The organism is Maribellus comscasis, assembly GCF_009762775.1.
In the GTDB taxonomy this organism is placed as follows: domain Bacteria; phylum Bacteroidota; class Bacteroidia; order Bacteroidales; family Prolixibacteraceae; genus Draconibacterium; species Draconibacterium comscasis.
The window spans coordinates 3,544,488-3,564,905 of the sequence record NZ_CP046401.1; the positions used below are offsets into that span (position 1 = coordinate 3,544,488).

The following is a 20,418-nucleotide window of genomic DNA, read 5'->3' on the forward strand; positions in this document are numbered from 1 at the left end:
GTTCGTGTTTTAATTTTATTTTAATATAAATCCTACTTCCTTTTAAAATGAATAGCCAATCCTGAATTCGCCACAATTTCAAATTGCAGCGATGAATCTGCTTTTACTTCTTTGCTTTCAATTTTTACTTTGGTTGTAGAACCGGATTCCGGATCGTAGGAGTAAATGGTGGCTTCGTAATTCTGGCCGGCGTTTAAAAACGACAAATCAAGATTTAAGGAGTGTGAATTTTCTCCGGTTAAAGAACCCAAAAACCAATCGTCTCCGGTTTTTCTGGCAATGGTTGCGTATTCACTAATTTTACCTTCCAGTACTTTGGTGTCGACCCAAACGGTGGGCATTTCTTTAAAGAACTCCAGTTCCGGCGTTACCTCAATGTAGCCTTTTGCCCCGGGAACGCCACCAATCACATCCGACGAATTTGGCGGGCGATCGTACCAAAAAAGGAATTGCCACGGACTGTACATCATCACTCCTTTTGCCAGTTGCGAAACGTGGCCGCCCATTTTTTCGGTTACGCGCGGAGCATAGTAACAAATGGTGTTGTCGGCAGCTCCTGCCAGCATGCGTGTAAAAAGTGTGATTAAAGTATGTTCGTTGCTTGGACTTTCTTCGTCGCCGCGAATTCCTTCCTGCGTCATTAAATTGGGGTAGGTTCTTGAAAAACCTGTAGGGCGGTATTCGTCGTGAATATCCACCATTAACTGGTTGTCAGCCGCTTTTTTTACAGCCTCGTGCAACCAGCTTGTCCACTCCTGCGAGCCCACCTGAACAAAACCATATTTTACACCTTTTATTCCCCACGATTTGTACAAAGGCAAAATTTCATCCAGCTGTTTTTCCAGGGCGCGGCGGTTTACATACACAATAATTCCAATACCTTTACTTTTTCCGTAGTCGATTACTTTTTGCAAATCCAGCGGTCCGGGTGAGCGTTTCGGATCAACAGTAATGGTTGTTGCATCTGATGCGTCGTCGTATTCCAAACCGTACCAGCCCGCATCGTATTCAACATATTGCAATCCGTTTTCAACAGCAAAATCAACACAGGCAATTCCACCGCGAGTGGTGAGTGTTACTTCCCGAATCACTTTCCCCGGTTTTATCCACGACACATCTTCAATGGCGCATAGATCATTTAAATTCTGGTCGAAATAGTTGTTCTCCAGCAGTTCTCCCGGAGTGTTTCCAATCATAATCGTGCGCCACGGAGTGGTGTAAGGAAGTTCAACTTCGGGTGAATCTTCAAGTGCTGCAATCAACGAATTTTGTTTTTCACCGGCTAGTAATTTCATGCGTGAAAAATCAATCAATTTTGCTTCGCCAACGGCAAGATATTTATTTCCTGTTTCAACTACCAACGGTCGTTCTGCCGGTTCTTCTAATGAACTAATTGGAACTTTCCGGTATTCAGATTGCGCCCGGTCTGATACCCAGCAATCGTAATCTTCATTAAAAGTAAATTCTGTGAGTTCCTTTTGAATCGTTAACTGTTCTTCATTCTCCCCTGAAAGGAAGGTCGTATTAAAAGCCACTCCCTCATTGTATACGCGAAGGGCAATTTCAAATTCTCGACTTTGTTCAGTCGTTTCTTTTAAACGTATTGTGGTTTGGTTGTATACATCCGGTACTTCTGCCAGTTCACCATAAACGGGTTTCCAGCTTTGGTTGACTTCCATTTCCGAAAACGAAACAATTTCCACGTTGGTGCCAATTTTCGATCCGTCTTCCAACTGGTATCCAATAAATGAAGGTAAAACAATGGTCTCTCCTTCATAATTTACCGAGTAATGATTATCTGATATTTCATCAATCCAAAAGTCAACTTTTATTTTTCCATCGGGACTTTGGACGGAAACAGATTTGGGATTACCACAAGCAAAAAGCAAAAGTGGAAGAAGTGCTACGACAAGGTTTTTCATGGGTATAAGGTTTCAAGTTTGGCGTGAAAATACAAAAAGAAAATCGAAAACATCTTTTGTTTTTGAAAACACCTAATGTCTTTTTTAATGCTCTGTTTTAGTTTTAGGTTGTAAAACAGCATGATGAAGTATTGCCGGAAAACAAATTGTTGTTAGTTTTAAAAAACATAATCATTAACCTTTTATAATCATGAATTGCTTACCCCACAATATACTTTGCAAAAAATCAGAAACAATTGCAGTTTTCTATAATTTTACTTTGTGTTTTTCAAACTTAAATATGATACAATTTCTCAAATTTAGTTGTGTGAAAAAGTACTTTATTTACAGTGTCTTATTACTGCTTGTTAATTCTTGTAACACGGATAAAGCGTCCACTCCAGAAAGAAGAGAACTGAAATCGGATAAAAAATTGCTGGAAGAAATCATTTCGCCTGATTTTCTGACAAGGGTGAATGATAATTTGATTATATCCAGCAGCAATAGCAAGTCAGACACGATGTTATACATCTATTCATTACCCGATTTAAAATATGTAGCCGGCGCAGTAAAAAAAGGCTCCGGGCCCGGAGAGATGCGAATGTTTCCAATGTTTTGTGAATCATCAAATCGGGCACTTTATGTTTGGGGCTATGGTCCGCAGACAATCAAAAAGTTTGACATAAATAAAAAAGGAGAATTGAAGTTTCTTGACTTGATAAAGTTGCCCCGCTATGAAGCGTTTAATAACATGCACATTTTAAATGATTCTCTTTTTATTTATTATCTGCCGGACAATTTAAAAATTGTAAAGGTCGATTTAAAACGCAATAAATATTTGGACGAAATTCAGATGGAAAAAGATGCTCATAATGAATCTTTTTTTTACAGCAACAGAGGCACAATTGCTGTAAACGATTCTTTTTTGGTATTTGCCTATTTGTTTAAAAAGCAAATTAATATCTATAGGGTAAACGATTTCAAATTAAAAAAGGAAATTATTGGAGACTACGAATACCGAGAGCCAGTGGCAGGCGATTCTGATACACCGGTATACTATACTCAAATTATCGCAGGTGAGCGTTTCCTTTATGCTCTGTGCAAGGAGAACAAGAGTAATGGTGTTTTTATGGAAGTATATAATTTCGACGGCTTAATTGTTCGAGAATTTACATTTGATATAACACCCAACCTATTCGCAGTTGACGAAAACAATAAAACAATATACGGGTATGGTTATGATGACCGGTTTGAACCCTATTTGCTTAAATTCAAATATTAAGCCTAAACAGCTGTAAAAGGGATGGTAATTTCTTATTCTGGCAAGCATTTCCGAAGGATTCAAATATTTATAGAAATTTAGTAAAGTTGAAGGGTACGACTCCGGCCGGAGTCGAATGGTTTTCTGTACAAATAATTTTTATAACCATACAATGCCGCTGGCATCAGAGGAAATAAAAATTATTCCGGTTGATACCCCTTGTCTTCCAGAAGATTAGGCTCCATCGATGCTTCTACTGCCAGTTCATCGCAACGTTCGTTTAACGGGTTATTGGCGTGGCCTTTTACCCAAATAAATTTTACGCGGTGTTTTTTATAAATTTCAAGAAAACGCATCCACAGGTCGGGATTTTTTTTCCCTTTAAAGCGTTTTTTTACCCAGTTGAACACCCAGCCTTTTTCAACGGCATCGGCTACATATTTTGAATCAGTGTAAATAGTTACGTCGCTTCTCGCAACTTTCAACGCCTCCAAAGCCGTGATTACAGCCAGCAACTCCATTCGATTATTGGTGGTTCGTTTGTATCCCTGTGAAAGCTCCTTCCGGTGTTGTCCCGAAATTAATACAATTCCGTAACCTCCCGGTCCTGGATTTCCGCGGGCTGCGCCATCAGTATATATTGTAATTTTTGGTACGGCCATTTTATAATAGTGAGAATGGAGTACAAAGTAGTGAGTAAAAACTCAGAAAAACAAACAGGCGGGGCAATAACGGCAAATAAATAATCCTGTCAAAAACGGACAGGATTATCTATGATTTAAAATATTTTGAACTCTTTTTCCTGGTTGAATTCAGAGAGGCTTTTATTCAATAATTTTCATTTCGTCAATCAGGTGGGTTGCACCGGCGTATTTGTCGATTACCCACAACACAAAACGAATATCTACGCTGATACAGCGTTGTATCTCAGGTTCAAAAGCAATGTCGCCACTCATCGCTTCCCAGTTTCCGTCGAAGGCTATTCCAATCAGTTCTCCTTTCCCGTTAATAACCGGACTTCCGGAGTTTCCCCCGGTGATATCGTTGTTTGAAATAAAACAAGCGTGCAGTTTTCCGTCGTCATCTGCATAACGGCCAAAATCTTTGTCAAGCAGCATTTCTTTCATTTTTGCAGGGACATCAAATTCAGCATCTCCCGGAATTTCTTTTTCCAGGTAACCATCGGTGGTGGTGTAATAATTGTAAATTACACCGTCGCGAGGTTGATACTCCAAAATTTTTCCATAGGTTAAACGCATGGTTGAATTGGCATCAGGATAGAATGTTTTATCCTTTTCCATTTCCATTAGGCCGGCAACAAAAAGTCTCCTTCCTTTTAACAGGTTTTCATCTCCCCGTGATGCAAGATCACTGACATCCCGAAACGTTTTAAAAATATCAGAAGCCGCCTGAAATGCCATATCTTTTTCGAGTGCTTTAGCGGTAGGTTCACTCAGAAATTCTGTAAGTTGTTCTTTGCTTGCGAACATTGTTTTCGCAAACATCTTATCGGCATATTTTGAGAAATCACCTTTGTATTTTTTCTGAACTTCGGCAAAAAAATCAGGGTGGAATTTTGCCGGATTATTTTTTGCATACAACTGCATAAGTGCTCCGGCTACTTTTTTATCGGTGCCTGCATCATAATCTTTAAAATAGGAATTCAGCGATTCTTTTATCGCCATTGTTACCCGTTCAATTCGTTCTTTATTTTCTTCCGGTTTTTCGAGCAAATCAATCATTGGGCGAAGGCGAACTGCAAACATAAAAATCTCGGGTCCGCGAAGTAAAGCTTCTGAAACATATTCCTGGGCTTTATACGCTTCGTCATCAGCATAAGAATCTTTGATATAACTTAGGGCTTCCCCGTATTTTTCTTTTCTGGCCGAAGTAGAATTTACCCATTCTGAAAATTTGTCTTCCAGCATTCTTTTTTTCGCAATTACATCCAAATCGTCTAATCCTTTGTTTTGGCCAATACTGTATTTATAATAGTTTGAACTGCGGGCATATTTAGAAGCATACTGGATGCGTGCTTTTTGGCTGGTTGTCATGTACTTGTTTATGATTTCGAGCTTTTTTTCACGTACCTCAATACGAACCGGATTGGTTACCTGCATGGTATAATTTACTCCAAATGATGTTTTGTAACGGTTTGTACTTCCCGGATATCCCATAACCATTGCAAAGTCGCCTTCTTCAATACCTTTTATTGAAACTGGGAAAAAATGTTTTGGATGGTAAGGAACGTTCTCTTCCGAATATTCAGCAGGTTCTCCATCAGGACCACAGTAAACACGAAACATACTAAAATCATTTGTGTGACGGGGCCACATCCAGTTGTCAGTATCGCCGCCGAATTTACCCATCGCTTGCGGAGGTGCGCCTACCAAACGTATGTCTTTAAAGGTTTCCATCACAAAAAGATAAAACTGGTTGTCGTTAAAAAAGCTTCTCACATATGTTTCGTAATGTGTGTCACCTTTTGCTTCTCTTTCCAGCTGATTTGAATTCTCATCTATTTTTCGCTCCCTCTCTTCTTCGCTCATGTCGTCGGAAATATCGGCTAAAACTTTATCGGTGACATCTTCAACACGGACTAAAAATGAAACTGTTTTTCCCGGGTTCGGAAGTTCTTCCTCTTTCGACATTGCCCAAAAACCATCACGTAAATAATCATGCTCAACACTTGAATGACTTTGAATTTCTCCAAAACCGCAATGGTGATTGGTGAGTAACAATCCTTCTTCCGAAACGAGTTCTGCCGTGCATGAGCCACGGTCGAGCGCTACTACTGCATCTTTCAGGCTGGAGTTATTAATGCTGTAAATGTCTTCGGCATCCAACTCGAATCCCATTTGCTGCATTTGATTAATGTTTAGCTTATAAATAAGTGAAGGCAGCCACATCCCTTCATCGGCCACTGCCGAGCCATAAATAAATATTGAAATCAGCAGTAATAATTTAAATTTTCTCATCTTACCTTTTTTCTATTAGAATTTGCAAATATAATTTTTCAAACTACATAATTATGTGATAATTATCTTTTTTCATTTTGTTTGATGAGCTCTGAATACCACCAAAATAACAGAGCCACTGACATTGTTATCATTAACACAGCGCCCAAAGTAACCACCGAATTTGGGGCGATAAATATTTTACTTATCATCCCAAGAACCGGAATCATTCCGAAACCAAAAGGAATCCACTCGAAATGGAACCGGATAAAAAAGAAATAGACAATACCAATTAAAACAACGGTCAATATTGTTGTGATTATCCAAACAGAATAATTTTCAAAATTAATACCGTTTAACGAGAGCCCGCCTAAAACAGCTAAAGATATCCCAATCCATTTGTTCCGTGTCCAGCTTTGGGTATAGCTGTGTATCCCAAAAAACAGAACAAAAGCAAAGGCAGGATATAAAATAATACCAGGTGTATTTGAAACAGCCAGCAAAAACGATGATAGTTTGCCGTTCAAAAAGTCAAAGCTCATCCAGTAAGGTTCTGCTTTGGGCAAGAGGCTCTGAATGGCAGTAAAAGTTCCGGTCACAAAAAGACCCAATCCCAGTGCATATAAAATATTTCTTTTGGGCAGCGATGATTTCTTAAGGGGTATCCAACCGGGTGTGGCGGCAATAAAAATGCTGTAGAACAAAGTAAAGAAAATGCCGGATATTGCGATGCCAATTAAAAGTGTTGTGATAAAATTTGACATTGGGAGCTGTGTTGAATAGTTTGCGATTGCAGTTGGCCACGAAAACCAATTTTCAATAAAATAAAGCAACGCAAAAACAATAGCCAGTTTTATAAAAAGTTTTAGCCTGAATTTTTTTCGTGTCCATCGGATAATGGCTAAAACCAGTCCCAGTAAAATTGTGCCTGCAATCAGAATTGTTGATATCGTTTTGATGATTGATTTTTTGTTTTCTGTCTCTTTGTAATTTCGGGTCCATTCTTCAGGGACATAAACAAAGGAATATGCACTTGTCACTTCATCGCCGGAAATCTTGATGCGATATCTCCCCTGTCCCTGAGCAAGCGGGAAATTGGTTGTGTCGGCATAAATAAATTCCCAGTCTGTTCGGTTTTCCTGTTTTTCCGGAGTAACCGAGATTCTTTTTAGTGTTTCTTTTTTCAGTAAAAAACCAGACAAAAGAACTGAATCAGCGATGGTTTGTGCTTCATTTTCTGAAAGGTTTTTTCCTTTTGCTTTCTCAGGAAGAATATGTGAAACAGCAAGGATTTTTTTATCATTGCCTACCTGTACGGCATATTCTTCTGTTTTATCCTCTGCCTTTCCCTCGGTTTTTACCAGTCTGATTCTCCAGTGTGGTGGCGCCAGGTAGTTTTTTAGCATTTGCTTGTAAATGGAATCTCCGCCAAGCTGCCAAACAAAAATATCGCGAATATCAACAGCGTCATTTACTGATGTTAAAATGGTCCAGTCTTCAAAATTAATATGGTATCGATCTGTTAATTCTGTTTTTGCAGTTTCTATGGCAGCCGTTTTATTGAGTTGTAAAACCGGTGCGTCCATTTTGAAAGGCTTGAACAGCACCCAGGCAATCAGTCCTGCAGCGCCAAGGGCAAGAATCCACTTTTCAACATTCAATTTTTTTGTCTCAATGGTTGGGATTACATCTGATTTTCTTTCAATAAGCACAGGTTCTTTCCATGCACCGTTTTTTTCTTCTTCCGGTACCTTAGTCCATTTTTTATTTCTAAAACGAATAAAAAGAACAATAAAAAGCGGAACAAAAAGAAACAGCAGAACCAAACTCCGGTCAAGCCAAATTCCCTCGGTTGATGAAACCCAAAGCGGCAGACTTATCCAGAAAACATCAACCGTATAGTGTGCGATTACTCCCGGGAGAATTCCGAAATAGATATATATGATCCCCATTATTGTAAAAGGAACAATCATCTCCAGTACCCTCGCGTAGGAAGGTTGCTGGGCATAGTTGGCATGTGCCGAGCCAAAAATCAATGTTTGAAGAATGAGTACAAAAACAATCCAGAAGTTTCTCCATTTTTTCCCTTTTGTGAGAATAAAAACACCTGCAACCGGGACAGCTCTGAACAATGCTTCTTCCCAAAAGCCCGCTTGTAATGATATGGCTATTGAATCGAGCCAGGGGAGGTAAGTGGCCAGAATATTTGGGTCGGACAATGTTCCCGCCGGGCTCCACCATCCAAAATGTGTTGTTGTGGTAAGATAAAACAGCACATCGAAGGCCAAAATTATTACTGCAAAAAGATATCCGCCAATGGTTTGTCCGAGAACCGGCAAACTTCCTCCCGAATTTTTTGACCAGATTTTCCACCATTGGATATGTTTCGGGAATGCCATTCTACCCAGGCCCTCGGCTGCCATAAAAGAAACCGCTATGATGGAGCCAAATCCCAAAGCGCCTAGTAATCCGTTTAAAAGTTGCCGTGCTAAATAGTTCGATTGTGAAGATGAGGTGTCGTACGAAAACCAGGAAAAAGGCAGGCTGTTCAGTGTCAGCAGAAAAACAGAAGCAAATGCGATTCCCAGTCCCCAGTACAGAGCCGGTTTCCAGATTAACCGGCGTTTCCGCATTAGCGCAAAAATGCCCAGAATTACACCCAGCAAGCCATAAAATATAGCAATTGCAGCCGATGAGATTGTAGCGATGGTATTATTGGCAGAACGCATTTCAGAATAACGACGGTTGAAATCTTCGGGTATTTTAACGCTGTAATTTACTGTGCTGAGTTTATCTCCGCTAACTACCAGTGTAAGTCGGAATTTTCCGTCTCCAATCGATTTATCGTTTCGCTCATACACAAAGGTGTGATCGACACGACCACTAATCTGCTCTTTTTTTGATTTTTCAATTAAATCATAAGGAGTTAAATCTACATCCCAATTGTAAATGGCAATGTGTTCAGCTATTCGGAGTGCCTCATCCTGTTCCAGTGCTGCGCCTTTTTGGGTTTCGGGAACTTTTTCCTTAAAACCATAAATGTCACCGTTGGGGTTGAACCAGAAAGTTACTTCATTAGCATCCTGTTCTTTAAAATGCCGAACAGTCCAGTTGTACGAATAATAATATCCTTTGGAAATAATGTTTGTGAAAGTGTCGAGGCCTCCACACTCCAGTTCTACAAAATTCTGAAACCTGCTGTCGTTTCTAAATGCAGCGGTTTGTTTAAATTCCTGCGGGCCAATTTCAAATTCCTGCGCCAGTAGGGCTGCTTTTTTTAACGCAGCTTCACGATCCATTTCAATTTCGATGTTTATCAAGCTGTTGGCCTTATCAAAATTAAGGTAGACGTAGAAAACAGATATAAGCGCAAAAACACCTAAAACAAACCATCCTGCCGGACGGTTGAAAATACTTTTATTTCTCATGATACCTGGTTGGTAGTAGATTGGTCTTTTTATTTAAAAATAATTACACCATATAAATTTAAAAATCTAATTTAAAGAACAGAATTTAATCGAGGGTTTTTCGTTGCTTACTTTAATGATTAAATCGAACGGTGAATTGGTTCGTTAAAAAATCAAAAAGTAAGAAATTGTTTATCAATTCTTTCTAAATTTGTAGCTCCAAAATCGAAATGGTGGAAGAACAAAATAAAAAAGAGAAAAAGTTTATCCGGAAAATAAGGGATCAGTACCGGTTGATTATATACAATGATACAACTTTCCAATCGGTATGGAGCACAAAACTTTCACGTTTGAAAGTATTTACAATAACCAGTTTGCTTTCGGCAGTAATTGTGGTGCTTGTTATATTGCTAATTGCTACAACCGGACTGCGAGAGTATATCCCGGGTTACCCAAAGGCTGAATACAGACAAATGTTGGTCCGTTCGGCATTGCAGGTCGATTCGCTTGAAACTGAATTAAAAAAACGTGACGAGTTTTTTAAGGGGATTCAGGCTATTGTTTCAGGAGAAGTGCCCGAAGATAATCTAATCATTGAAACAGAAGTAGAACCCAATGAAATAGAATTTCAGGAATACAATCACGATTCTGTTTTTCAGGATAAATTACTGGCCGAACAGTTAAGTCTCTCCATCCAAAATAATGAAAATAAAAACACCGGGTTAAGTCAAATCCATTTTTTTGTTCCACTGGAAGGCGTGGTTAGCAACCAGTTTGATGCAGGGAAGGATCATTTTGGTATCGATTTGGTGAGTGGCCCGAACGCAAGAATCTCATCGGTGTTGGGAGGGACAGTTATTTTTGCCGGTTGGACACTTGAAACAGGCTATGTGATGTATATCCAACACGAATCAAATTTAATATCCGTTTATAAACACAATGCAGAGTTGCTGAAAAAAACAGGTGACCGAATAAAAGCCGGAGAAGCTATTGCCATTGTTGGGAATACCGGTGAACTCACATCAGGTCCGCATCTTCATTTTGAACTTTGGTATGAAGGCAAAGCTTTGAACCCTGAACAATACATTGATTTTTAGTATGAAGAAAAGAATAGCAATTCTGGGTTCAACAGGTTCAATCGGAACACAATCACTGGAGGTTATTGAAAAAAACAACGATAAATTTGAAGTTGAAGTTTTAACCGCAAACAATAATGTCAATCTTTTGATTCAGCAGGCTAAAAAATTTCAGCCCAACGCTGTGGTGATTGCTAACCCTGAAAAATATAAAGTTGTTACAGAAGCGTTAAAAGATGAACCAGTAAAAGTTTACGCCGGCAGCGAAGCTTTGAACCAGATCGTACAGATGGAAACTGTTGATTTGGTTCTGACTGCCATGGTAGGGTATTCAGGTTTGATTCCAACATATCACGCTGTAAAAGCGGGTAAAAATATTGCGTTGGCAAACAAAGAAACATTGGTGGTGGCTGGTGAAATTATTACGGGGTTGGCCAAAAAGAAACAGTGCGATATTATTCCTGTCGATTCAGAGCATTCCGCTATCTTCCAGTGTTTGGTCGGAGAATATATGAATCCGGTCGAAAAGATTATTCTTACGTGTTCCGGAGGCCCGTTTCGCGGTAAAACCCTGGAGGATTTAAAGTCGGTTACAGTAAGGAATGCACTCAACCACCCCAACTGGAATATGGGGGCAAAAATAACCATCGACTCTGCCACTCTTATGAACAAAGGTTTTGAGATGATTGAAGCACACTGGTTGTTTGGATTACCTTCGTCAAAAATAGATGTGATTGTTCATCCGCAATCGATCATTCATTCAGTTGTACAATTTGAAGATGGTTCGATGAAAGCGCAAATGGGATTGCCCGATATGAGATTACCCATTCAATATGCTATGGGATTTCCGTATCGAATTAGAAATGAATTTCCAAGATTCAATTTTATGGATTTTCCCACACTCGACTTTGAGCCGCCAAATACAAAAATTTTTCGTAACCTTGCACTCTCTTATGAGGCACTTGACAGGGGAGGAAATGTGCCTTGTATATTGAATGCGGCAAACGAAGTAGTGGTTGAAGCATTTTTAAAAGAAAAGATAGGGTTTCTGGAAATGCCGGAAACAATCGAAAAAGTAATGGATAAAGTAAGTTTTCTGGAAAAACCGGGGCTTGAAGATTTAATTCAAACCAACGATGAAACAAGAACCGTCGCAAAGTTGTTAACAAAGAACAAAAATTAGAAGAGAATTTGAATGGAAGCAATATTAGTTAAGACAGCGCAGTTGTTATTAAGCCTTTCCATACTTGTGGTGTTGCACGAGTTTGGACATTTTATGTTTGCCCGTTTGTTTAAAACCCGTGTTGAGAAGTTTTACCTGTTTTTTGATCCGTGGTTTTCACTTTTTAGGGTGAAAAAGGGTGAAACAGAATACGGAGTTGGTTGGCTGCCATTGGGGGGGTATGTGAAAATTTCAGGAATGATTGACGAGTCGATGGATAAGGAAGCAATGAAACTTCCTCCAAAACCTTACGAATTTCGTTCTAAACCTGCATGGCAGCGTTTGCTTATTATGGTTGGAGGTGTGTTAATGAACTTCATTTTTGCCATTCTTATTTATGTGGGTGTGTTGTATGCGTGGGGAGAATCGTATCTTCCAACTGCAAATGCAAAATACGGAATTGTTGTTAGTGAAGTGGGTAAGGAAATTGGTTTTCAGGACGGAGATAAAATATTATCAGTTGATGGTAAACATGTTGAAAGTTTTAGTAAAGTAATTCCGACCATAGTTTTAGATGCCGCAAAAACCGTTCAGGTAGAACGAAACGGGCAAAGTGTTGATGTTGAGATCAGTGATGCTGACCTGGCTCTTCTTTTAAAAAGTAAAGACGTTTTTGAACCCAGATTACCTTTTGATTTTAAAGTTATAGGGGTTGATAAAGAGATGCCTGCAGGCAAGGCAGGTATTCAGGAAGACGATGTTTTAGCTAGTGTTGATGGGAGAGAGTTTGATTATTACGATGAGTTTACGGATTATCTTCGGTTAAAAAAGGGAGAGGCTGTTAATTTGGAAATTGTGCGCGACGGGCAGAAATTAACCAAGGATATAAGCATAACAGAAGAAGGGCAGGCCGGATTTGGTCTTTCTTTGATAGATCGTGAGATTTTTGAATTCAAAACATTAAAATATGGTTTTTTTGAATCGTTTCCAGCCGGAATCAAGAGGGGAGTGGAAACAACGGGTGATTACCTGAAACAATTTAAACTGTTTTTTAAACCGGAAACCAAAGCATACGAGTCGCTGGGAGGTTTTGCAACCATCGGAAATATTTTCCCTTCCACCTGGGACTGGGAATCTTTCTGGAATATGACCGCCTTTATTTCAATTATATTAGCCATTATGAATTTACTGCCCATTCCTGCTTTGGATGGCGGACATGTGATGTTTTTGGTTTTTGAGATGGTATCAGGGAAAAAACCCGGCGAGAAATTTTTGGAATATGCACAAATTGTTGGTATGGTTATACTTCTTGCGTTAGTTTTATATGCAAATGCCAATGATATAATAAAAATGATAAACGGAACATTTTAATAAAAAAAATTCTAATTTTGTAACGAACCAATAACAAAGAGTATCATGAATTTATTTGTAATTGCAGGATTTATAGGACCTCAGGAAATAATTATCATCTTAATTATTGTTCTTTTGCTTTTTGGCGGGCGTAAAATCCCGGAATTAATGAAGGGTCTGGGAAAAGGGATGAAAGAATTTAAAAACGCAACAAAAGAGGAGGAAGAGGATACAAAAAAATCGGACCCGGAAAAGATTGAAGGCTAAATATTTCACTCTTGATAGAGAATCCCGTTTCTGGTGATACAGGTACGGGATTTTTTATTTCTAAATGGTAAGGTTTTTGTATGTATTTTAGGAAAATCCTAAAGCTAAAAAAAATGAAAATAAGAATTTATAGCGTTGTACTGTTGTCTGTGTTTATAAGCGGACTTTTTTCCTGTTCAAATAACAGCACAGAAATGTATAAAAACATTACCGGAAAAGCTGGTGAAATGATTGTTGTTATTTCAGAACAGTCGTGGAATGGGGAACCAGGAAAAGTGCTAAGAGAAACATTGGCACAACCGCAACTCGCATTACCTCAGGATGAACCTATTTTTGATTTGGTTGATGTTCCACACGCTGCTTTTAAAAGTATTTTCAAGAGTACGCGTAATATTATTCAAACCAGTATTTCATCAAATGTAGAAAAGGAAGAAGTAAAGTTTACCGATGATGTTTGGGCATATCCGCAGGCTACAGTTCAGATAACGGCCAAAACACCCGATAGATTTGTAGAACTTTTTAGTGAAAATAGAGACAAAATAATTTCCTATTTTATCTCGGCAGAAAAAGAGCGGCTTACGATGAACTATAACCAATATTACGAAAAAGGGGTTTACAATATTCTTGATCGTGATTTTGAGGTTACGATGAAAGTTCCTCCGGGCTTTCAGATAGCTAAAGAAGCAGAGGATTTTATCTGGTATAAGTATGAGACACCTGAGATTTCGCAGGGAGTTATTTTTTATTCTTATCCCTACGTTTCCGATAGTGCATTTACAAGCAATTATCAAATACGAATCAGAGACAGTTTGTTGAAAACTCATGTTCCCGGCCCCAGAGACGGAAGTTATATGAGTACTGAAAAACGTATCGAACCGATAGTTAATGTATTTAAACACAATGGTAATTACGCTACTGAAATGAGGGGGCTTTGGAGAGTTGAAAACGATTTTATGGGCGGCCCGTATGTTTCAATCGCTGAGCTCGATACAGACAAACAAAGAGTGCTGGTTGCTTTTGGTTATGTATACGCCCCAAGCAAGGATAAGCGGAATTTTATACGACAGGTAGAAGCTATGATTTATTCGCTGAAATTAAATAACCAGGAAGAGAATGATAAATTAAACAGGCAAACAGAGATGGAAGTGACGATAGAAGGCTGATAAGAAAAAAATAAAAGAAAATGTCATTCTTGTTTTTATACAGGAATGACATTTTTTTATGCTTTAAAATGCAGCTTTTACAATTTCTTTTACATTGTCGGAAATGCCGTAAGTATATATGTGCAACGACGGCGCATTATGTGCAACCAGGTCTTTCGACTGATAGATAGCCCACTCTGTTCCTACTCTTCGGGCTTCTTCGTTGTTTTTGCATTTTGCCAGCTCCGAAGCCAGTTCTGCAGGCAAATCGATACTAAATATTTTGGGAAGAACCGTAAGCTGGTTTTTTAAATTGATGGGTTTTATTCCCGGAATAATCGGTACAGTTATTCCAATTTCCCGGCATTTGTCAACAAAGTCATAATAAACCTTATTATCAAAAAACATCTGTGTAACAATGTAATCGGCACCTGCATCAACTTTTTGTTTAAGGTAATTCAAATCGAGCTCCCTGTTGGGGCATTCAAAATGTTTTTCCGGGTAACCTGCAACACCTATGCAGAAATCGAGCGGAGTACTGTTTTTCAGATCTTTTTCCAGGTAGGTACCTTCCTTTAAATCTTTGATTTGTTTTACCAGCTGAACCGCATTGGAATGCCCGTTGGATTCAGGTTTGAAAACGTGTTGGCTTTTTACTCCGTCGCCACGCAATGCAAGCACATTTTTAATTCCCAGGAAGTTGAGATCGATTAAAACATGCTCGGTTTCGCTTTTGGTAAATCCGCCACACAAAATATGCGGCACAACCGGAATGCCGTATTTGTGCTGTATCGCAGCGGCAATAGCAACAGTGCCGGGGCGTTTTCGTATCGTTCTTTTAACAATTGAACCATCATCCATTTCTTTGAACTCAATCTCATCACGATGCGTGGTAAGATTAATGTACTTCGGATCAAATTCTGTTAAACTTTCAATGGTGCGATACAATTTACTCGTATCATTTCCTTTTAAGGGAGGCAGGAGCTCAAAGGAAAAGACGGTTTTTTTTGCGTTATTAATTATGTCGATAACTTTCATTTCGAATGAATTATTTCTGTATAACAAAAATAGTAAACTGATTTTGTTAATATAAATTTCGTTTTGTTTTTAATTTTCAATTTAATATTTCAATCTTTTACCTATTTGTAATTCAAATTTGTAGGAAGGAATTTTTCAACAAATTCAACGGTTTGATTTTTTCTGCGTGCATAATCCTCAATTTGATCTTTACCAACTTTTTCAAGGCTGAAATATCTAGACTCCGGATGAACAAAAAATTCGCCCGAAACAGATGCGTTGGGATACATCGCAAAATGCTCGGTTAAGGTAATTCCAACCTCCTGTGCTTTTAGCAGATTGAAAAGGTTTTCCTTTTCAGAATGTTCCGGACACGCCGGGTAACCCAATGCCGGTCGGATTCCCTGGTATTTTACTTTTAGTAAATCATCAAGCGACATGTTTTCTTCCGGAATGTAGCCCCAGTATTCTTTCCGAACCAGTTCGTGTAATTTTTCGGCAAATGCTTCACTCAAACGATCGGCCAGCGCTTCCAGCATAATGGCGTGGTAGTCATCGTTGTTTTGAATGTATTGTTCTTTCCATTTTTCAATACCAATACCGGCAGTGGTTGCAAACCCGCCACAGTAATCAATTTTGCCTGATTCAAGCGGAGCAACAAAATCGGAAAGACAGAAGTTGGCCAATCCTTCTTTTTTCTTTTCCTGCTGGCGGAAATGGAAAAATCGCCCGGCCTCTTTTTCACGGTTTTCGTTTTCATATAAAACAATGTCATCCTTGTCGGTATTTGCCGGCCAGATTCCAAACACCGCATTTGCCTGCAACATTTTCTTCTCGATAATTTCATCAAGAAATGCGTTGGCTTCGGCTAATAATTTTCGGGCTTCTTCGCCTTGTTTTTCATCATTTAAAATTTGCGGATAATGACCTTTTAAACCCCAGGTCAGAAAAAAGAAAGTCCAGTCAATGTATTTCCGCAGTTCTTCCAGCGGATAATCAATCAATTGTTTTACTCCTGTAAAGTTGGGTTTGTATATCGGGCTTGTTTTCCAGTTAATTTTATACTTATTCTTTCGCGCTTGTTCCAGTGTTAAATATTCTTTTGCTTTTCGCTGGCCCTGAAATTCGCGAATTTGGACATAATCCTCTTTTACCGAGTCGATATATTTTTGATTTTTTGCAATCAGATTCGAAACAACATTAACTGCCAGAGACGCATCTTTTACATGGATAACCGGATTTGAATATTCTGGTTCTATTTTTACTGCTGTGTGAATTTTTGATGTGGTTGCACCGCCAATCAGAACCGGAATATCCATTTTGCGGTTCTCCATTTCTTTGGCAATTTCTACCATAATTTCCAGCGAAGGGGTAATCAATCCGCTCAATCCAATTACGTTTACATTTTCTTTAATGGCGGTATCAAGAATTTTTTCTGTAGGAACCATCACTCCCAAGTCGATAATGTCGTAATTATTACAACCCAGCACCACTCCTACAATATTTTTTCCGATGTCATGAACATCGCCTTTTACGGTCGCCATCAACACTTTTTTCCGATTGTCGATGGTTTTAAGTTTTGCTTTGTCCGCTTCAATATATGGAAGCAGATAGGCAACCGCTTTTTTCATTACCCGAGCCGATTTTATAACCTGTGGCAAAAACATCTTTCCTGAACCAAATAAATCACCAACCACATTCATCCCGTCCATTAGCGGGCCTTCAATAATATTTAGTGCCGGCTGGTAGATTTTTACTGCCTCGGCCATGTCTTCATCCACAAACTCCGGGATTCCTTTTACCAGCGAGTGTTCAATTCTTTTTTCCAAAGGCAATTCACGCCATTGGTCTTTTTTCACTTCTTTGGTTCCTTCCGATTTTAGTGTTTCGGCAAATTCAAGCAGGCGCTCGGTTGCATCCTGTCGTTTATTTAAAACCAGATCTTCAATTTTTTCAAGAAGATCTTTTGGTATTTCGTCGTAAATCTGCAGCATACCCGGATTTACGATTCCCATATCGAGCCCGGCTTTTATTGCATAAAACAGAAATACCGAATGCATTGCCTCACGCACAATATTGTTTCCGCGGAAAGAAAAAGAAACGTTACTTATTCCGCCACTGGTTTTTGCAAGAGGCAGATTTTCTTTTATCCATCTCACCGATTCAATAAAATCAACAGCGTAATTGTTGTGTTCTTCAATACCGGTTCCAATGGTCAATACATTGCTGTCGAAAATAATATCCTGCGGCGGAAATTTAACTTTTTCAGTAAGAATTTTGTATGCGCGGCTGCAAATTTCAATACGGCGTTCGAGGTTGTCGGCCTGACCTTTTTCATCAAAAGCCATAACGATTACGGCCGCACCATATTTTTTAATGGTTCTGGCCTGGTAAATAAAACTTTCTTCGCCTTCTTTTAAACTGATTGAGTTTACAATAGCTTTTCCCTGCAAACATTTTAATCCGGCTTCAATCACTTTCCACTTCGAAGAGTCGATCATCACCGGGAGTTTTGCAATATCGGGCTCGGCCATCAACAGATTGAGAAATATAACCATTTCCTTTTCGGCGTCGAGCATAGCATCATCAAAATTGACATCGATAACCTGTGCTCCGTTTTCAACCTGCGCCCGTGCAATGGAAAGCGCTTCTTCGTATTTTTTTTCTCCGATTAATCGTGCAAATTTTCTGGACCCGGCAACGTTACACCGTTCGCCAATATTTACAAAGTTGGTGTTTTCAGTTAAAGTAACCGGTTCGAGGCCGCTTAAATGAGTATAACTGTCGGCATGCCTTATCTCGTGTGGTTTTGCATTTTTTGCAATTTTTGCAAACTCCTGAATATGGTCAGGCGTAGTTCCGCAACAACCACCAATAATATTTACAAAACTGTTGTCAAGATAGTCCTTTAGATATCCGGCCATTATTTCCGGCGTTTCGTCGTAGCCGCCAAATTGGTTGGGAAGTCCGGCATTTGGGTGGGCGCTGATATGAAAAGGTGCCTTGTTGGAAAGCTCTTTAACATATGGTCGCAAATCGGTTGCACCCAACGAGCAGTTTAACCCAACACTTAATAAATCGACATGTGAAACTGAATTCAAAAATGCTTCGAGTGTCTGTCCTGATAGTGTACGTCCGCTGGCATCGGTAATCGTTCCGGAAACCATCAGCGGGAGATTTATATTTCTCGCCTCCAAAGCTTCTTCTACAGCAAAAATGGCTGCTTTTGCATTGAGTGTATCAAATACGGTCTCAATCAGAATTAAATCCACACCTCCGTCGAGCAATCCTTCCAGTTGTTCCCGGTATGCTTCTTTTACTTCGTCGAAAGTAACGGCACGGTACCCGGGATCGTTCACATCAGGTGAAAGCGAAAGGGTTTTGTTTGTTGGCCCGAGCGAGCCGGCAACAAAACGAGGCTTCCCCGGATTTTTTTCCGTAAAACGGTTGGCAGCTGTTCTGGCAATTTCAGCTGAAGCTTTGTTTATATCATACACATATTTTTCGGTATGATAATCAGCCTGAGAAATACCGGTTGCATTAAATGTATTGGTTAAAATAATATCTGCTCCCGCCTCCAGATAGCGCGAATGTATTTCATCTACAATTTCCGGTTTGGTAAGCGCCAGAATATCATTGTTCCCTTTTTGGTCAAATTCAAAATCTTTTAAAACCTCTCCGCGATAATCTTCTTCAGTTAATTTATACTCCTGAAGAAGAGAGCCAGTTGCTCCGTCCATTACCAGCACCCGGGTTTCCAGTTCTTTTTTTATGTTTTTATTTATGCTCATTATTTAATTTTGCTTTTCTAATCTAAATGATTTCGGGTTAAAAATTTCCCCTTGAGAGGATAAAGGGGTGAGTTAGATTTTTTTCAAATTTATCCACAAAGTTTTCCAATGTTCTAGTTACATTTATAAATTCATACAATATTTCCTCGTTCGTAAACCGAATTATTTCGCAGCTTTCTTGCATAATCCTTTAAATTTTTATTGTAATTATTGTTGGAGTACTTTTTAACCATGTTTTTAATTAACAATTTTCGTCCCCTGGCCCCTTCAAAGGGGGATTATAGAGTAATTTTGTAGTTATTCCTTTGTCGTATTTGTTTCTCCGTATTTTTGTTTTTACCTATTTCAATAGCCTTATTTCAAAGTCACCCCGAATCCCAATCTGATCTTCACAAATTATCAAAAGTGATTTTATTTCAGGATATTTTTCCGCCATATTTATTACTTTTTCCACATCGTTTGGCGATTTTACCTTATTTCCAAAAGCGGTGGCAAACGCATCGGCAAGAACAACATCGTCGCAAATAACAACTACAGCATCAGCTTTTCCGGCACTAAATGAAGGTCCTATGGTTCCGGCCGATGTACATATACCAAATTCACTCATACCGTCGGGAATGGCTAAGCCAATTCTTTCGGAAAGCGGTGAATTACCAGCAAAAACGGATAAAACCAACTCTTTGTTCAGTAAAGCAAAAATATCGCCGCCGTTTTCAACAATTATTTCTTCTGTCTGAAAGTTTTTTTTGAGTTCTTTTCCTATCTCCCGGGCAAACAACCCTGCCACTGTGGCCATTGGACCGATGCCTGCTTTCTCTGCAGTTGAAGCCATTTCTTTAGCTTCCGGTGGCGCATTTTCGGAGGGGTGGAACGGCTTTAAACTTTTTTTGAAAAAGGGCTCAGTTTTTATATATTCATCCAGCTTTTTACGCAATGATTTAATTCTTGAAAACGCGATTTCTTTCATTTCCGGTTTGAACGAATCCGGATTTACACCAATCCATAAATCGGTCTCCTTAAATTCTACTTCAAACCCGGTAAATCGTCCGGTGTTAAACTGGGTTCGGTATGTTCGTTCTTCAAACAT

13 protein-coding genes are annotated in these 20,418 nt (G+C 39.2%); 6 read left to right on the forward strand and 7 right to left on the reverse strand.

The features are described 5' to 3' along the window. Positions 1-32 precede the first annotated feature (32 nt). On the reverse strand, positions 33-1,922 hold the full coding sequence (locus GM418_RS14015; RefSeq protein ID WP_158867340.1) for a glycoside hydrolase family 97 protein: 1,890 nt from the start codon (positions 1,920-1,922) through the stop codon (positions 33-35). A gap of 307 nt (positions 1,923-2,229) precedes the next feature. On the opposite strand from GM418_RS14015, the gene GM418_RS14020 reads away from it, so the two are divergent. Beyond that, a complete protein-coding gene (locus GM418_RS14020) occupies positions 2,230-3,183 on the forward strand; it encodes a BF3164 family lipoprotein (RefSeq protein ID WP_158867342.1) in 954 nt (317 codons plus the stop codon). A gap of 179 nt (positions 3,184-3,362) precedes the next feature. Here GM418_RS14020 and rnhA read toward each other — a convergent pair whose 3' ends face one another. The 3 genes from rnhA to GM418_RS14035 form a co-directional block, all read right to left on the reverse strand. Beyond that, positions 3,363-3,824: a ribonuclease HI gene (gene rnhA / locus GM418_RS14025; RefSeq protein WP_158867344.1), complete on the reverse strand. Its 462-nt coding sequence runs from the start codon at positions 3,822-3,824 to the stop codon at positions 3,363-3,365. A 162-nt stretch (positions 3,825-3,986) separates the two neighbouring features. Further along, a complete protein-coding gene (locus GM418_RS14030) occupies positions 3,987-6,140 on the reverse strand; it encodes a S46 family peptidase (protein ID WP_158867346.1) in 2,154 nt (717 codons plus the stop codon). Positions 6,141-6,202: 62 nt separating this feature from the next. Then, a complete protein-coding gene (locus tag GM418_RS14035) occupies positions 6,203-9,547 on the reverse strand; it encodes a CPBP family intramembrane glutamic endopeptidase (RefSeq protein ID WP_158867348.1) in 3,345 nt (1,114 codons plus the stop codon). A 209-nt stretch (positions 9,548-9,756) separates the two neighbouring features. On the opposite strand from GM418_RS14035, the gene GM418_RS14040 reads away from it, so the two are divergent. The 5 genes from GM418_RS14040 to GM418_RS14060 all read left to right on the forward strand — a co-directional run bounded on the left by GM418_RS14040 (position 9,757) and on the right by GM418_RS14060 (position 14,544). Next, on the forward strand, positions 9,757-10,623 hold the full coding sequence (locus tag GM418_RS14040) for a M23 family metallopeptidase (RefSeq protein WP_158867350.1): 867 nt from the start codon (positions 9,757-9,759) through the stop codon (positions 10,621-10,623). A gap of 1 nt (position 10,624) precedes the next feature. Continuing rightward, on the forward strand, positions 10,625-11,785 hold the full coding sequence (locus GM418_RS14045; RefSeq protein ID WP_217447792.1) for a 1-deoxy-D-xylulose-5-phosphate reductoisomerase: 1,161 nt from the start codon (positions 10,625-10,627) through the stop codon (positions 11,783-11,785). A 12-nt stretch (positions 11,786-11,797) separates the two neighbouring features. Then, positions 11,798-13,135: an RIP metalloprotease RseP gene (rseP, locus tag GM418_RS14050; protein ID WP_158867352.1), complete on the forward strand. Its 1,338-nt coding sequence runs from the start codon at positions 11,798-11,800 to the stop codon at positions 13,133-13,135. A 45-nt stretch (positions 13,136-13,180) separates the two neighbouring features. Continuing rightward, entirely contained in the window at positions 13,181-13,381 is a 201-nt protein-coding gene (tatA, locus tag GM418_RS14055) for a twin-arginine translocase TatA/TatE family subunit (protein ID WP_158867354.1), read from the forward strand. Between the two features lie 113 nt (positions 13,382-13,494). Then, positions 13,495-14,544: a DUF4837 family protein gene (locus tag GM418_RS14060; RefSeq protein WP_158867356.1), complete on the forward strand. Its 1,050-nt coding sequence runs from the start codon at positions 13,495-13,497 to the stop codon at positions 14,542-14,544. Positions 14,545-14,607: 63 nt separating this feature from the next. Here the strand turns inward: GM418_RS14060 and metF are convergent, their stop codons facing one another. From metF to GM418_RS14075, 3 genes are all read right to left on the reverse strand, one after another. Next, positions 14,608-15,561, reverse strand: a complete 954-nt coding sequence (gene metF / locus GM418_RS14065) for a methylenetetrahydrofolate reductase [NAD(P)H] (protein ID WP_158867358.1) — start codon at positions 15,559-15,561, stop codon at positions 14,608-14,610. Positions 15,562-15,662: 101 nt separating this feature from the next. Continuing rightward, on the reverse strand, positions 15,663-19,331 hold the full coding sequence (metH, locus tag GM418_RS14070) for a methionine synthase (protein ID WP_158867360.1): 3,669 nt from the start codon (positions 19,329-19,331) through the stop codon (positions 15,663-15,665). 340 nt (positions 19,332-19,671) lie between these two features. Continuing rightward, positions 19,672-20,418 carry a UPF0280 family protein gene (locus tag GM418_RS14075; RefSeq protein WP_158867362.1) on the reverse strand — a complete coding sequence of 249 codons (747 nt, stop codon included), beginning with the start codon at positions 20,416-20,418 and terminating at the stop codon, positions 19,672-19,674.

What these genes read in the sequence shown, in the direction of transcription:
- GM418_RS14030 (WP_158867346.1), bottom strand. Translation starts at nt 6,140, where the DNA reads ATGAGAAAATTTAAATTATTACTGCTGATTTCAATATTTATTTATGGC.
- rnhA (WP_158867344.1), bottom strand. Translation starts at nt 3,824, where the DNA reads ATGGCCGTACCAAAAATTACAATATATACTGATGGCGCAGCCCGCGGA.
- GM418_RS14060 (WP_158867356.1), top strand. Translation starts at nt 13,495, where the DNA reads ATGAAAATAAGAATTTATAGCGTTGTACTGTTGTCTGTGTTTATAAGC.
- GM418_RS14040 (WP_158867350.1), top strand. Translation starts at nt 9,757, where the DNA reads ATGGTGGAAGAACAAAATAAAAAAGAGAAAAAGTTTATCCGGAAAATA.
- GM418_RS14015 (WP_158867340.1), bottom strand. Translation starts at nt 1,922, where the DNA reads ATGAAAAACCTTGTCGTAGCACTTCTTCCACTTTTGCTTTTTGCTTGT.
- metF (WP_158867358.1), bottom strand. Translation starts at nt 15,561, where the DNA reads ATGAAAGTTATCGACATAATTAATAACGCAAAAAAAACCGTCTTTTCC.
- rseP (WP_158867352.1), top strand. Translation starts at nt 11,798, where the DNA reads ATGGAAGCAATATTAGTTAAGACAGCGCAGTTGTTATTAAGCCTTTCC.
- GM418_RS14035 (WP_158867348.1), bottom strand. Translation starts at nt 9,547, where the DNA reads ATGAGAAATAAAAGTATTTTCAACCGTCCGGCAGGATGGTTTGTTTTA.
- tatA (WP_158867354.1), top strand. Translation starts at nt 13,181, where the DNA reads ATGAATTTATTTGTAATTGCAGGATTTATAGGACCTCAGGAAATAATT.
- GM418_RS14045 (WP_217447792.1), top strand. Translation starts at nt 10,625, where the DNA reads ATGAAGAAAAGAATAGCAATTCTGGGTTCAACAGGTTCAATCGGAACA.
- GM418_RS14075 (WP_158867362.1), bottom strand. Translation starts at nt 20,418, where the DNA reads ATGTTTGAAGAACGAACATACCGAACCCAGTTTAACACCGGACGATTT.
- metH (WP_158867360.1), bottom strand. Translation starts at nt 19,331, where the DNA reads ATGAGCATAAATAAAAACATAAAAAAAGAACTGGAAACCCGGGTGCTG.